The organism is Camelimonas lactis (assembly GCF_004342915.1).
In the GTDB taxonomy this organism is placed as follows: domain Bacteria; phylum Pseudomonadota; class Alphaproteobacteria; order Rhizobiales; family Beijerinckiaceae; genus Camelimonas; species Camelimonas lactis.
In genome coordinates, this window is the sequence record NZ_SLWL01000001.1 from 215,514 (window position 1) to 228,955 (window position 13,442).

Annotated in this window: 10 protein-coding genes; 6 read left to right on the forward strand and 4 right to left on the reverse strand. The window is 66.9% G+C overall.

The features are described 5' to 3' along the window. Nucleotides 1-288: 288 nt before the first annotated feature. Nucleotides 289-2,106 carry a translational GTPase TypA gene (gene typA / locus EV666_RS01005; RefSeq protein WP_132001680.1) on the reverse strand — a complete coding sequence of 606 codons (1,818 nt, stop codon included), beginning with the start codon at nt 2,104-2,106 and terminating at the stop codon, nt 289-291. Between the two features lie 413 nt (nt 2,107-2,519). Further along, entirely contained in the window at nt 2,520-3,752 is a 1,233-nt protein-coding gene (locus EV666_RS01010) for an argininosuccinate synthase (protein WP_132001683.1), read from the reverse strand. A gap of 391 nt (nt 3,753-4,143) precedes the next feature. On the opposite strand from EV666_RS01010, the gene pncB reads away from it, so the two are divergent. From pncB to EV666_RS01035, 5 genes are all read left to right on the forward strand, one after another. Next, nucleotides 4,144-5,457, forward strand: a complete 1,314-nt coding sequence (gene pncB, locus EV666_RS01015; RefSeq protein ID WP_132001686.1) for a nicotinate phosphoribosyltransferase — start codon at nt 4,144-4,146, stop codon at nt 5,455-5,457. Between the two features lie 80 nt (nt 5,458-5,537). Further along, nucleotides 5,538-6,233 carry a class I SAM-dependent methyltransferase gene (locus EV666_RS01020; RefSeq protein ID WP_132001689.1) on the forward strand — a complete coding sequence of 232 codons (696 nt, stop codon included), beginning with the start codon at nt 5,538-5,540 and terminating at the stop codon, nt 6,231-6,233. A 180-nt stretch (nt 6,234-6,413) separates the two neighbouring features. Continuing rightward, complete coding sequence (locus EV666_RS01025; protein WP_132001692.1) at nt 6,414-8,012, forward strand: peptide chain release factor 3; 1,599 nt, start codon at nt 6,414-6,416, stop codon at nt 8,010-8,012. A 25-nt stretch (nt 8,013-8,037) separates the two neighbouring features. After that, on the forward strand, nt 8,038-9,870 hold the full coding sequence (locus tag EV666_RS01030; protein ID WP_132001695.1) for an ABC-F family ATP-binding cassette domain-containing protein: 1,833 nt from the start codon (nt 8,038-8,040) through the stop codon (nt 9,868-9,870). Nucleotides 9,871-9,969: 99 nt separating this feature from the next. Continuing rightward, entirely contained in the window at nt 9,970-10,581 is a 612-nt protein-coding gene (locus EV666_RS01035) for a hypothetical protein (protein ID WP_132001698.1), read from the forward strand. A gap of 16 nt (nt 10,582-10,597) precedes the next feature. On the opposite strand, the gene EV666_RS01040 is transcribed toward EV666_RS01035, so the two are convergent. After that, entirely contained in the window at nt 10,598-11,581 is a 984-nt protein-coding gene (locus tag EV666_RS01040; protein ID WP_376886108.1) for a metal ABC transporter substrate-binding protein, read from the reverse strand. A gap of 311 nt (nt 11,582-11,892) precedes the next feature. After that, complete coding sequence (locus EV666_RS01045) at nt 11,893-12,369, reverse strand: MarR family winged helix-turn-helix transcriptional regulator (protein ID WP_165909853.1); 477 nt, start codon at nt 12,367-12,369, stop codon at nt 11,893-11,895. A 202-nt stretch (nt 12,370-12,571) separates the two neighbouring features. On the opposite strand from EV666_RS01045, the gene EV666_RS01050 reads away from it, so the two are divergent. Beyond that, the gene (locus EV666_RS01050; RefSeq protein ID WP_165909854.1) at nt 12,572-13,435 is read left to right on the forward strand and encodes a universal stress protein; all 864 of its coding nucleotides are present in this window, start codon (nt 12,572-12,574) and stop codon (nt 13,433-13,435) included. Nucleotides 13,436-13,442: the final 7 nt, after the last annotated feature.

Below are 13,442 nucleotides of genomic sequence, written 5' to 3' on the forward strand. Positions count from 1 at the left end.
CACTCAGGAAAAGGCGTCTTCCGGCGGATGCCGGAGGGCAGGAGATGCGCATGGCGGAGCCTGAGGTGGCGGCGGCGGACAGGCGGCGCCCTGGCGCTTCACCTCGGGAGGACCTTGAGTTGCTGCCTCTCCGCTTGCAAGGGGGCCCTGGTTCACGGCGCGAGAAGCGCCCCGGGTCCACGGCGCGAGGCGCGCGCCTTGCCTGGCCGCGCGCACAAAAAACGGCGCCGGGAATCCCGGCGCCGTTGCAATCTTCGCCAGCCAGACGATGTCTGGCGCTGGCCTGGCTCAGGCTTCCTTGACCTTGCTGAGGCGCTTGCGCTCGTTCGGGTCCAGATAGCGCTTGCGCAGCCGGATCGACTTCGGCGTCACCTCCACCAGCTCGTCGTCCTGGATCCAGGCCAGCGAGCGCTCCAGCGTCATGCGCACCGGCGGCGTCAGCTTCACCGCCTCGTCCTTCGACGTGGTGCGGATGTTGGTGAGCTTCTTGCCCTTCAGAACATTGACCTCAAGGTCATTGTCGCGGGTATGAATGCCGACCAGCATGCCCTGGTAAACCTTGACGCCGGCGTCGATGATCATCGGGCCGCGATCTTCCAGGTTCCACAGGGCGTAAGCCACCGACTCGCCCTGGTCGTTGGAGATGAGCACGCCATTGTTGCGGCCGGCCAGCTCGCCCTTGTAGGGCTCGTAGCCGTGGAACAGGCGGTTCATGATCGCCGTGCCGCGCGTGTCGGTCAGCAGCTCCGACTGGTAGCCAATGAGGCCGCGCGTGGGCGCATGGAAGACGAGGCGCAGGCGGTTGCCGCCTGACGGCTTCATCTCGATCATGTCGGCCTTGCGCTCCGACATCTTCTGTACGACCGTGCCGGAATATTCCTCATCGACGTCGATGACGACTTCCTCGACCGGCTCCAGCGTATTGCCGTCATCGTCCTGCTTGAACACCACGCGCGGGCGCGACACGGCCAGCTCGAAGCCCTCGCGGCGCATCGTCTCGATCAGGATCGACAGCTGCAGCTCGCCACGGCCGGAGACGAAGAAGCTGTCCTTGTCGTCGGCTTCCTCGATGCGCAGCGTGACGTTGCCCTCGGCCTCCTTGAACAGGCGGTCGCGGATCATGCGGCTGGTGACCTTGTCGCCTTCCGTGCCGGCCAGCGGGCTGTCGTTGACGAGGAACGACATGGTCACGGTCGGCGGGTCGATCGGCTGGGCCTGGATCGCTTCGGTGACGGAGGGATCACAGAAGGTGTCGGCCACCGAGCCCTTGACCAGGCCGGCGATGGAAACGATGTCGCCCGCCTCGCCCAGTTCGATCGGCTGGCGCTCGATGCCGCGGAAGGCGAGAATCTTGGAGACGCGGCCGTTTTCCACCAGATTGCCGTCGCGGTCGATGACCTTGATGGTCTGGTTCGGCTTCACAGTGCCGGCGGCGATGCGGCCGGTGATGATGCGGCCGAGGAACGGGTTGGATTCCAGCAGCGTGCCCAGCATGCGGAACGGGCCGGGCTCGACCTTCGCTTCCGGCACGTGCTTCAGCACCAGGTCGAACAGCGGAGCAAGGCCGTCTTCCTGCGGGCCTTCCGGCGCTTCGGCCATCCAGCCGTCGCGGCCCGAACCATAGAGGATCGGGAAGTCGAGCTGCTCGTCGGTGGCGTCCAGCGCCGCGAACAGGTCGAACACCTCGTTGATGACCTCGTTGGCGCGGCCATCGGGACGGTCGATCTTGTTGATGGCGACGATGGGCTTCAGGCCGATCTTCAGGGCCTTGCCGACCACGAACTTGGTCTGCGGCATCGGGCCTTCGGCGGCGTCGACCAGCACGATGACGCCGTCGACCATCGACAGGATGCGCTCCACCTCGCCGCCGAAGTCGGCGTGGCCGGGGGTGTCGACGATGTTGATGCGGGTGTCCTTCCAGACGACCGAGGTCGCCTTGGCCAGGATGGTGATGCCGCGTTCTTTTTCGATGTCGCCGGAATCCATGACGCGCTCGGCGACGCGCTGGTTCTCACGGAACGAGCCGGACTGCTGCAGCATCTTGTCGACCAGAGTGGTCTTGCCATGGTCGACGTGCGCGATGATCGCGATATTGCGAAGTGACATATATGGGCGCCTGACTGTGTTTCAGCGCAATCTCGGCTGGGAGCGAACGGACAACGCCTGTTCGACTGGCCGATTCATTCAGGCTGAACGCGACCATGCAACGGCAACCGCCGGGTCCCCGGTGGGACCTGCGCCAATTTTGCTGATGCCCCCATATGCAAGCCGGCGGCCCAGGATGCAACCCCGGCGCCTGCTGTTTTTACACGGGGGCGGGACCCTATTGCGTGTAAAAACAACATGCTCCCGCATTCCGGGTGAGGCGCGGCCCCTGGCGCGCCCACCGGATCGCGCGATGGGACGCCGACGGGACGCCGCCCGGACCCCAGCCGGCTCTGGCCGCCGGCATGGGGTTGCGAAGCGCCCGGATTTCGCTTCCGGGCGCATTCCTGTCAGCGTTTCTGAAGCCTTCGGCCTCAGAGGCCGAGCTTCTTCCTGCGCTGGGCCAGGGTGCGCAGGCGCAGGGCGTTGAGCTTGATGAAGCCGGCGGCGTCGCGGTGGTCATAGGCCACGGCGCCTTCCTCGAAGGTCACCAACTCCTGATCATACAGCGTATAGGGGCTCTGGCGGCCGATGACGTGGACGCCGCCCTTGTAGATCATCAGGCGCACGTCGCCGGTGACCAGCTCCTGGCTCCTGTCGATCATCGCCTGCAGCATCTCGCGCTCGGGCGAGAACCAGAAGCCATTGTAGATCAGCTCGGCGTATTTCGGCATCAGCTCATCCTTCAGGTGAGCGGCGCCGCGGTCGAGGGTGATCGATTCGATGGCCCGGTGCGCGTCGAGCAGGATCGTGCCGCCGGGGGTTTCGTACATGCCGCGGCTCTTCATGCCGACGAAGCGGTTCTCGACCAGATCGAGGCGGCCGACGCCATTGTCGTGGCCGATTTTGTTCAGATGGGCCAGCAGGGTCGCCGGGCTCATCTTCTGGCCGTCGACGGCGACGGCGTCGCCCTTCTCGAAGGAGATGGTGATGATGGTCGGCTGGTCAGGCGCCTGCAGCGGCGAGATGGTGCGCGAGAAAACGTAATCCGGCACCTCGTCGTTGGGGTCTTCCAGCACCTTGCCCTCGGAGGACGAGTGCAGCAGGTTGGCGTCGACGGAGAACGGCGCCTCGCCGCGCTTGTCCCTGGCGATCGGAATCTGGTGCTTCTCGGCGAAGTCGAGCAGGGCGGTGCGGGAGGTCAGGTCCCACTCGCGCCACGGGGCGATGACGGTGACGTCGGGCTTCAGGGCGTAATAGCCCAGCTCGAAGCGCACCTGGTCGTTGCCCTTGCCGGTGGCGCCGTGGCAGACGGCGTCGGCGCCGACCTTCTCGGCGATTTCGATCTGCTTCTTTGCGATCAGCGGGCGGGCGATGGAGGTGCCGAGCAGATAGACGCCCTCATACTGGGCGTTGGCGCGGAACATCGGGAAGACGTAGTCGCGCACGAATTCCTCGCGCAGGTCTTCGATGTAGATGTTCTCGGGCTTGATGCCGAGCAGCAGCGCCTTCTCGCGCGCCGGCTCCAGCTCTTCGCCCTGGCCGAGGTCCGCCGTGAAGGTCACGACCTCGCAGCCATAGGTCGTTTGCAGCCACTTCAGGATGATCGAGGTGTCGAGCCCCCCCGAATAGGCCAGAACAACCTTGTTGACGCGCTTTGCCGTCATGATCTTTCCATCGCAAATGCCGGATGCGCGACCCTGACAGGGGCGGGCCCTGGCGGGAGAGGCCCTGATGGGACGCCCCGGCAGGGTTTGGGCTGCGCAATCCGCGGGTTAACCGGGAAGCTGGAGCGGCCCGCCCGGAAGCATTCCGGCCAGGCCATACGCGCGCGGACTATAGGGCGAAGCGCCGCGCGCGCAAGCCGCGCGCGGCCATCCGCGTCGCCAAAAGCGCGCCAGCGCCTTGACATTGCGGGCGCGACCCTGATGTTGCAGGGCGAAACCGGCGCGTTTGGGCGGGCCGGTTCAGAAGGCCAGGCAGGAAGCAGGGCGTCCGGCTTTTGAACCTTTGGTCACATTGGCGCAGGGCCGGGGGCCCTGTCGCGGAGATCCCGTCATGGCGCATATCGATATCGCCCGACGCGTGTATGACCACAGCTGGAAGCTGGACCCGATCGTCCGCAGCCTGCTGGACACCGATTTCTACAAGCTGCTGATGCTGCAGATGATCTGGGGGCTGCGCCGCGACGTGCGCGCCGATTTCACCCTGATCAACCGCTCGAAGGACATCCGCCTGGCGGACGACATCGACGAGCAGGAGCTGCGCGACCAGCTCGACCACGCCCGCACCCTGCGCTTCTCCAAGAAGGAGATGATCTGGCTCGCTGGCAACACCTTCTATGGCCGCAAGCAGATTTTCGAGCCGGACTTTCTCGACTGGCTGGCGGATTTCCAGTTGCCCGAATACGACCTGCGCCGCGAGGACGGGCAGTTCGTGCTCAATTTCACCGGCCTGTGGACCCACACCAGCATGTGGGAAATCCCGGCGCTGGCCATCGTCAACGAACTGCGCTCCCGCGCCGCCATGCGCAAGATGGGCCGGTTCGATCTCGACGTGCTCTACGCCCGCGCCAAGGCGCGCCTGTGGGAGAAGGTGGAGCGCCTGCGGCAACTGCCTGATCTGCGCATCTCCGATTTTGGCACCCGCCGGCGCCACGGCTTCCTGTGGCAGCGCTGGTGCGTGGAGGCCCTGAAGGAGGGGTTGGGCAAATCGCTGCTTGGCACCAGCAATGTGCTGCACGCCATGGAAACCGACCTGGAGGCCATCGGCACCAACGCCCATGAGCTGCCCATGGTGATGGCGGCGCTGGCTGACAGCGACGAAGCGCGGCTGATGGCGCCCTATACGGTGCTGGAGTCCTGGAAAAAGTACTATGGCGGCAATCTGCTGGTGGTGCTGCCGGACGCTTTCGGCACCACGGCCTTCCTCAGGCGCGCGCCGGACTGGGTGGCGGACTGGACGGGCTTCCGCCCGGATTCCAAGCCGCCGATCGAGGGCGGCGAGGAAATCATTGCCTGGTGGCGGCTGAGGGGGCGCGATCCGCGCGGGAAGCTGCTGGTGTTCTCCGACGCGCTCGACGTCGATTCCATCGAGAAGACCTATCGCCACTTCCATGGCCGCGTGCGCATGAGCTTCGGCTGGGGCACCAACCTCACCAATGATTTCGAGGGCTGCGCCACCCGGCCGGATCTCGATCTGCGCCCGGCCTCGCTGGTGTGCAAGGTGTCCTCGGCCAATGGCCGCCCGGCGGTGAAGCTGTCGGACAATCTGCAAAAGGCCACGGGAACGCCGGAGGCGATCGCCCATTATATGAAGGTGTTCGACTACGAAACGCCGTCGCCACGCGCTGTGGATGAGCAGGTCGCCTGAAGGCGGGGCGAGCGCCTCTCCGGGAAAAGCAGAGGGCGCGCGTTTTTTTGGCGGGTGAGGTTTGAGGAAAATACTTCAGCATGAGCGAAGGATGGAGCGAATCGGCGCCGGCGTGGATCGCCAGCATCGACGGTGATTTTTCGCGCCATGCGGTGCTGGATGCGCCCATGCTGGCCCGCGTCCGGGCGGGCGGCTACGGCCATGCCCTCGACGTCGGCTGCGGCGAGGGGCGTTTCTGCCGGATGATGCGCGCCGCCGGCGTCAACGCGGTGGGCGTTGACCCGATCCCGCTGATGGTGGAGACGGCGCAGGCGCGCGACCCCGGCGGCGATTACCGCGTCGGCCGGGCCGAAAAGCTTGATTTTCCAGACGCCAGTTTCGATCTGGCGGTCAGTTACCTCACCCTGATTGATATCGAAGGCCTGGAACAGGCGGTCGCTGAAATGGCGCGGGTGCTGCGCCCCGGCGGCGCCCTGCTGATCGCCAATCTCAATTCATTCTCGACGGCCGGCGGCTGGGAAGGCGAGGGCCCTGCCGAGCGCTATGCGATCGACGGTTATCTCGACAGCCGGGCCGAATGGGTGGCCTGGGCCGGCGTCCGGGTGCGCAACTGGCATCGGCCGCTGTCGCGCTACATGCAGGCGCTGCTGGGGCAGGGGCTGAGGCTCGCCTGCTTTGACGAGCCGGAGCCCGACCCCGCCTGGCCGGACGCCGCTCGCGTCGCCCGCTATCGCCGCGCCCCGTGGCTGCTGATGATGGAATGGCGCAAGCCATAGGGCGTTCGCCAGCGCCATGCCGGCTCTGGCGCCAGCCCTGATCCGTCCGGCATGGCGCGCGCGTATGATGGGACGCGCGTATGGCGGCGGCTCGCCCCCGGCGCGGAAACCTGCTAGAGCGCCCTCCAGATATCCAGCCGATAACCAACCGGCGGCCGCGCGCCGCCAGATCGCATTTCGATGAACGTCCAGACCTCGCCGGAAGCGCAGGCGGTCGAACGCCGCCGGACCTTCGCCATCATCTCCCACCCGGACGCGGGCAAGACCACGCTGACCGAGAAGCTGCTGCTGTTCGGCGGCGCCATCCAGCTTGCCGGCGCCGTGAAGGCCAAGCGCGGCGGCGCCGCGACGCGCTCGGACTGGATGGGCATCGAGAAGGAGCGCGGCATTTCCGTCGTCACCTCGGTGATGACCTTCGAATATGGCGACCACGTCTTCAACCTGCTCGACACGCCAGGCCACGAGGACTTCTCGGAAGACACCTACCGCACGCTGACGGCGGTGGACGCCGCCGTGATGGTCATCGACGCCGCCAAGGGCATCGAGGCGCGCACGCGCAAGCTGTTCGAGGTCTGCCGCCTGCGCGACATCCCGATTGTCACCTTCGTCAACAAGCTCGACCGCGAGGCCCGCGATCCGTTCGATCTGCTCGACGAGGTGGAGAAGACCCTCGCCCTCGACACCTCGCCGGTGACCTGGCCGATCGGCAGCGGCCGTTCCTTTGCCGGCACCTATGACCTGCGCAACCGGCGGGTGCGGCTGGTGGACAAGGACGACGCCGGCTTCACCGTCACGGGCGCCGACGATCCCAGGCTGCTCGGCCTGCTGCCGGAGCACGAGCGCGATGCGTTCCATGAGGAACTGTCGCTGGCGGAAGCGGCGCTGGAGCCGTTCGATCTGGACGCCTTCCGACAGGGGCATCTGACGCCGGTGTTCTTTGGCTCGGCCCTGCGCAATTTCGGCGTGCGCGACCTGATCGACGCCATGGCCGCCTTCGCGCCGCCGCCGCGCGGCCAGCAGGCGGCGACCCGTCTGGTCGAGCCGACCGAGAAGCGCATGACCGGCTTCGTGTTCAAGATCCAGGCCAACATGGATCCCAACCACCGCGACCGCATCGCCTTTATGCGCGTCTGCTCGGGCCGGCTGACACGCGGCATGAAGGCGCGGCTGGCCCGCACCGGCAAGCCGATGACCCTGTCGGCGCCGCAGTTCTTCTTCGCCCAGGACAGGTCGATCGCCGAGGAAGCCTTTGCTGGCGATGTGGTCGGCATTCCCAACCACGGCACCTTGCGCATCGGCGACACCCTGACCGAGGGTGAGGACCTGGTGTTCCGCGGCGTGCCGAGCTTCGCGCCGGAAATCATGCGGCGCATCAAGCTCACCGATCCGATGAAGGCCAAGAAGCTGAAGGAAGCCCTGCAGCAGATGGCCGAGGAGGGCGTGGTGCAGGTGTTCCAGCCGGTCGACGGCTCCGGCGCCATCGTCGGCGTGGTCGGGGCCCTGCAGCTCGACGTGCTGAAGGAGCGGCTGCAGGCGGAATATGGCCTGCCGATCGATTTCGAGCCGACGCGCTTTTCCATCTGCCGCTGGATTTCCAGCGACAGGGCAGGCGAGCTCGACAAATTCGTCAACGCCCACACCTCGTCGATCGCGCTCGATCTCGACCGCGAGCCGGTGTTCATGGCCACCACCGCCTTCTCGCTCAGCTATGAGCAGGAGCGCTGGCCGGACATCCGCGTCTCCGACGTCAAGGATTATCAGGCCGGCGTCGCCGGTTGACCCGCAGATACGCAAGGTAGTTTCGATGGCCCTTCCTCCGCTGCTTTCCCTCGCCGGCGTGCGGCTGCGTCTGGGCACGCAGCAACTGCTCGACGGCGCCGGGCTGTCGGTGGCGCGCGGCGACCGGGTGGTGCTGGTGGGCCGCAACGGCTCCGGCAAGTCGACCATGCTCAAGGTCGCCGCCGGCCTGATCGAGCCCGACGCGGGCGAACGGTTTTTGCAGCCGGACGCCACCTTGCGTTACCTGCCGCAGGAGCCGGACCTCTCGGGCCATGACACGGTGATGTCGTGGGTGATGGAGGGGCTGACCGAGGGCGACGACAGCTGGCGCGCCAGCATGTATCTGGAAAAACTCGGCCTGACCGGCGAGGAGCATCCCTCCAGCCTCTCCGGCGGCGAGGCCCGCCGCGCCGCGCTTGCCCGCACGCTGGCGCCGGCGCCGGATATCCTGCTGCTTGATGAGCCGACCAACCACCTCGATCTGCCGAGCATCGAATGGCTGGAGCAGGAGCTGGCGGGCCTGCGCACGGCGCTGGTGCTGATCAGTCACGACCGGCGTTTTCTGGAAAAGCTCGGCAAGTCGATCGTCTGGCTCGATCGCGGCCAGACCCGCCGGGCCGATATCGGCTTCGACCGTTTTGAAGCCTGGCGCGACGAGGTGCTGGAGCAGGAAGAGGTCGCCGCCCAGAAGCTCGACCGCAAGATCGCCGCCGAGGAGCACTGGGTGCGCTACGGCGTCACAGCGCGCCGCAAGCGCAATGTGCGGCGCATGGGTGAATTGTCGGCGTTGCGCCAGCAACGTCGCGAGGCCCGCAGCGCCGTCAACCAGGCCTCCGCCCAGGTCAGCATGGCGGCCTCCGAGGCTGAACTCTCCGGCAAGCAGGTGATCGAGGCGAAAGGCGTCAGCAAAAGCTTCGGCGAGCGGGTGATCGTGCGCGATCTGTCGCTGCGGCTGCTGCGCGGCGACCGGCTCGGAATTATCGGCCCCAACGGCGCCGGCAAGACCACGCTGATCAACCTGCTGACCGGGGCGCTGGCGCCGGACGCGGGCGTGATCCGCCTTGGCGCCAATCTGGAGCTGGCGACGCTGGACCAGCGCCGGGCCCTGCTCGATCCCGACGCGACCCTGGCCGAAACCCTGACCGGGGGGCGCGGCGACAACGTGTTTGTCGGCGGCCAGCCCCGGCATGTCGTCTCTTACATGGCGGACTTCCTGTTTCCGCCGGAAATGGCGCGCACGCCGGTGAAGGTGCTCTCTGGCGGTGAGCGGGCGCGGCTGATGCTGGCCCTCGCCATGGCGCGGCCCTCGAACCTGCTGGTGCTGGACGAGCCGACCAACGATCTCGATCTGGAGACGCTGGACGTGCTGGAGGAGATGCTGGGCGCCTATTCCGGCACGGTGATCCTCATCAGCCACGATCGTGACTTCCTCGATCGCATCGTTGACGCCGTGCTGGTTCCGGAAGGCGATGGCCGCTGGCAGGAATACGCCGGCGGCTACAGCGACATGCTGCGCCAGCGCGGCGTCGATATCGCCAGCGCCAAAACGGCGTCGAAGCCAGGCGTCGACAAGGCTGTCGTGAAGCCGGCGGAAAAGCCGGCTGAAAAGGCCGCTGCGAAGCGCATGAGCTTCAAGGACAAGCACGCCCTGGAGACGCTGCCCAAAGCCATCGCCGAACTGGAAGCGAAACAGCAGGCGGTGCAGGCGAAGCTGGCCGATCCGGACCTCTATGCCAAAGACCGGGCGGCGTTCGAAAAGTTCACCGCCGCCGCCAGCCAGCTTCAGGAGCAGCTTGCCGCCGCCGAGGATCGCTGGCTGGAGCTGGAGATGCTGCGGGCGGAGATCGAGGGGGAGTAACGCCATTCCTCTCTGGCGGACCGGTTCCGGACGCACGACCTTTGCTTTCGGTGGCGCGGCCGGGCGTCGTCGCCAACACTGGCGTCGAGGGAGGCGCCAATGAGGGGCTACACAGGGGAGGCGACGTCCGGATCGGCGTCGCGTCGGCACGAATGGCGGACACTCCGGGCAGATGAAGCGGGGTTCCGGGAAGATGGCAGCGCGTACCTCATGGCCATCGATGCGCCCATGCTCGAAGGCCTGCGCAGATGGGGCTTTCTCGACCCGGCCGACAGCGAGCGCGTTTACCAGTTTCTCGGGCCGCCGGTCCGGCCTCCCGACAGTCTGACAGCGTCTGGAAACCTGAAGACCAGACTGCCACTCGTCGTCAGTTGCGACGACTACGCCGCTTCCGGGCTGGCGCAGGCGCTGCGCTTCGATTTCGATACGCGCGACGCGCCGACGATATGGGTTGGTTTAAAACAGCCGCCGGAGGTGGTCTTTTCCGCTGGCGAAGTTCGTTTCACCCAGGCGCCGGTCCGGGGTCAGGATATCGTCAGGCTCTACATGGCGCCGGCTGACGCGCCTCATGTCGCCGGGATTCTGGAGGGTGATGAGAAGCTTCGGGACGCTGTCTGGCCCTTGCCTGGCAGTGCGCCAAAAGCTGGCCGCGCCGCCGACCGGGCAGCCCGGAAAGGCATTTCCGCCATTGTCGATGAGGCCCTGCCTTGACAGCTCTGTTGCTCGCTCAGGGCGCCAGCGCTTTCTCCAGGGTCGCGACATTGCTGCGCATCATGGCGATGTAGCTGGGGGCGGGGCCATCGGCGGGCGACAGGGAGTCGGTGTAAAGCTGGCCGCCGACCCTGACGCCGGTTTCGCGGGCGATGCGCGCCATCAGGCGGGGATCGGCGATGTTTTCCAGAAACACCGCCGGGGCTTTTTCGGCGCGGATCTGGCGCACCACCCGGGCGACGTCAGCGGCGGAGGCTTCGGTGTCGGTGGAGAGGCCCTGCGGCGCGATCAGCCCAAGGCCATAGGCGCGGCCGAAATAGCCGAAGGCGTCATGGGTGGTGATAATGCGCCGGCGGTCGGCCGGGATCGTCGCCATGCGGCGGCGGATGTCCGCGTCCAGCTCATCCAGCCGGGCGAGATAAGCGGCGGCGTTGCTTTCATAGACCTCGCGGCCGGCGGGATCGACGGCGATCAGGCCATCGCGGATATTGCGCACATAGGTTTTGACATTGGTCACATCCTGCCAGGCGTGCGGATCGAGGCCGCCATGGCCGTGTCCATGGCTGTGGTCTGGCGCGGCGTCATGGACGTGGCCAGGAGCGTTTTCGTCAAGGTGGGCGGCGTTGACGCCCTTGCTGGCGACGATGACCGGAGCTTTCGCGCCCGAGGCGCTGATGAGGCGCGGCAGCCAGCCTTCGAGGGCGAGGCCGTTGGTGACGATCAGCCGGGCGGCGGCGATGCGCTTCGCGTCGGCCGGCGCCGGAGAGAAGACATGCGCGTCGCCGCCCGGACCGACCAGCGCGGTGACCTCCACCCGCCCGCCGCCGACCTGGCGGACCAGATCGGCGAGGATGGAGAAGCTGGCGACAACCGGAAGCCTGTCGCCGTCGCTGGCGGCGGATGCGCCGGTGACGGCGGGCGCGCCGCTGGCAAGCGCCAGCATCGCCGCCAGCACGGCTCTGCGGTTCATCCAGACGGCGCGGCCGGAACTGGCGGACATGGGTTGGCTCCCTCAAAACGGCTGTCGGCGAAACGGCGGCGCCTGCGGCAAAGGCGTGGGCTGGCGTTCTCCGGGACGTCATACCGTCGGGGAAAACCCGTCAAGCCAAAAGGATGGGTAAGGCCCCGCTTCGGAATGAACGGGTTTGCTCCAGGCAGGCGGAACCTGGGCTCGCGCCGCAGGTCCTGGCCGATGCGCTTTGCTATATATGCAATGAAATAACATTGCGATTATAATTCATCTTGGGTGACAGCGCCGGCCTTGCCGTGGTCATCCGTGCGTCGCGGCCTGTCCGGCGCCAGCGCAAGGGGTCAGGCGTCGGCGCGCTGGAAGATGATCTCCATGGTCCGCGTCATCGTCTCCAGGTCCTGGGGGTCGATGCCGGCGACGATTTCGGCCTGGTAGGCGTGGGCGAGGGGAACGATCTGCCGGTAAAGCTCCTGGCCCTCCTCACTCAACCACAGGTTGATCTCGCGCCGGTCGTGCGGGCTGACCTCGCTGCGCAGGAGGCTGCGGGCCTCCAGCGCCGTCACGGCGCGCGACACCTTGGTCTTGTGCATGCGGCTGTGCTGGCCAATGGCCTTGGCGGTGAGCGGCGAGAAGGCGCCCAGCGTCGCCAGCACCCGCCATTCGGGGATGGCGATGTGGAACCGGTTGAGGTGTTGTCTGGCCAGTCCCTGGGCAACGACCTCCGACAGCACGGCCATGCGGTAGGGCAGGTAAGACTGAAGATTGAGCTTCGGCTCGTCGCCGTCAGCGACCCCGTCAGTGACCCCGTCAGTGGACATGATGCTCATCGGATGTTGCGGCCAGAAGGTTACGGCAAGGGCCCATAGCATGGTTCTGCGGGAAGGCGTAAATGTTTTGAGAGAGGCGCTTCACGCGCGCCGCGCGGCGTGCTGTCCTGTGCCGGAAACAACGAAGAACTTCCGGCGCTGGCGGCCGGCGGAGCCGATGACGCATGACGCGCGGTTCTCAGGGAGATGGGCGATGATGGATCTGATGGTGCACCTTGATGGTTCGGCGGAGGATGAGGTCCGGCTCGCGCATGCGCGCACGGTCATCGCCAGCCTGGGAGCCCCCAGCGTGACGCGCCTGATCGGGCTGTTCACCAACGCGCTGCCCGAGTTCGCCACGGTGATGCCGATCGAGGCCGGCGCGGCGGCGGTTTCCGTCGTGGCCGACATCGAGGATCAGGTGCGGCGCGAGGGCGACAATATCGAAAAGGCGCTCAACGAACGGCTGGCCAGCTATGGCGTGCCCTATGAAGTGCGGCGCCTCGAAGCCCGCCCTGCCGGGCTTGCCCGGCTGGCGGCGCGCCAGGCGCGCTGGGCCGACCTGTTCATCGCCACCTGCCCCTATCGCGGCGACGCCGAGCAGGACTGGGGCGATCTGGTCGAGGCGGTGCTGACCGAGAGTGGCCGCGGCGTGCTGCTGGCCCCGCCCGGGGCGCACGCGCCGGAGAAGTTCGACCGCATCCTGATTGGCTGGCGCGACTGCCGCCAGGCGACCCGCGCCGTCGCCGAGGCGATGCCGCTGATCGCCAACGCCCGCCAGACCGACATCGTTTACGCCTTCACCAGGGAAGACGAGGCGACGGACCGGTCGGCCGAGGATCTGGCGGCCCATCTGCGTCGCCAGACGGCCCAGGGGCCCGGGCAGGTGGCGATCCATCCGGTGAAGCTGGACGCCGGCGTCGCCACCGAGGCGCTGCTGGATGAGAGCGAGCGCCTGGGCTCCAATCTGATGGTCATGGGCGGCTATGGCCAGTCGCGCTGGCTGGAGTGGTTCATGGGCGGCACGACGCGCGACGTCATCACCCAGACCGACCGGGCGCTGCTGCTGGCGCATTGAGAAGGGC

Bases quoted from the DNA above. Each gene is read 5' to 3' on its own strand.
- pncB (WP_132001686.1), top strand. From the start codon at position 4,144: ATGGCGCATATCGATATCGCCCGACGCGTGTATGACCACAGCTGGAAG.
- EV666_RS01030 (WP_132001695.1), top strand. From the start codon at position 8,038: ATGGCCCTTCCTCCGCTGCTTTCCCTCGCCGGCGTGCGGCTGCGTCTG.
- EV666_RS01045 (WP_165909853.1), bottom strand. From the start codon at position 12,369: ATGTCCACTGACGGGGTCACTGACGGGGTCGCTGACGGCGACGAGCCG.
- EV666_RS01010 (WP_132001683.1), bottom strand. From the start codon at position 3,752: ATGACGGCAAAGCGCGTCAACAAGGTTGTTCTGGCCTATTCGGGGGGG.
- EV666_RS01040 (WP_376886108.1), bottom strand. From the start codon at position 11,581: ATGTCCGCCAGTTCCGGCCGCGCCGTCTGGATGAACCGCAGAGCCGTG.
- EV666_RS01025 (WP_132001692.1), top strand. From the start codon at position 6,414: ATGAACGTCCAGACCTCGCCGGAAGCGCAGGCGGTCGAACGCCGCCGG.
- EV666_RS01050 (WP_165909854.1), top strand. From the start codon at position 12,572: ATGATGGATCTGATGGTGCACCTTGATGGTTCGGCGGAGGATGAGGTC.
- EV666_RS01035 (WP_132001698.1), top strand. From the start codon at position 9,970: ATGAGGGGCTACACAGGGGAGGCGACGTCCGGATCGGCGTCGCGTCGG.
- EV666_RS01020 (WP_132001689.1), top strand. From the start codon at position 5,538: ATGAGCGAAGGATGGAGCGAATCGGCGCCGGCGTGGATCGCCAGCATC.
- typA (WP_132001680.1), bottom strand. From the start codon at position 2,106: ATGTCACTTCGCAATATCGCGATCATCGCGCACGTCGACCATGGCAAG.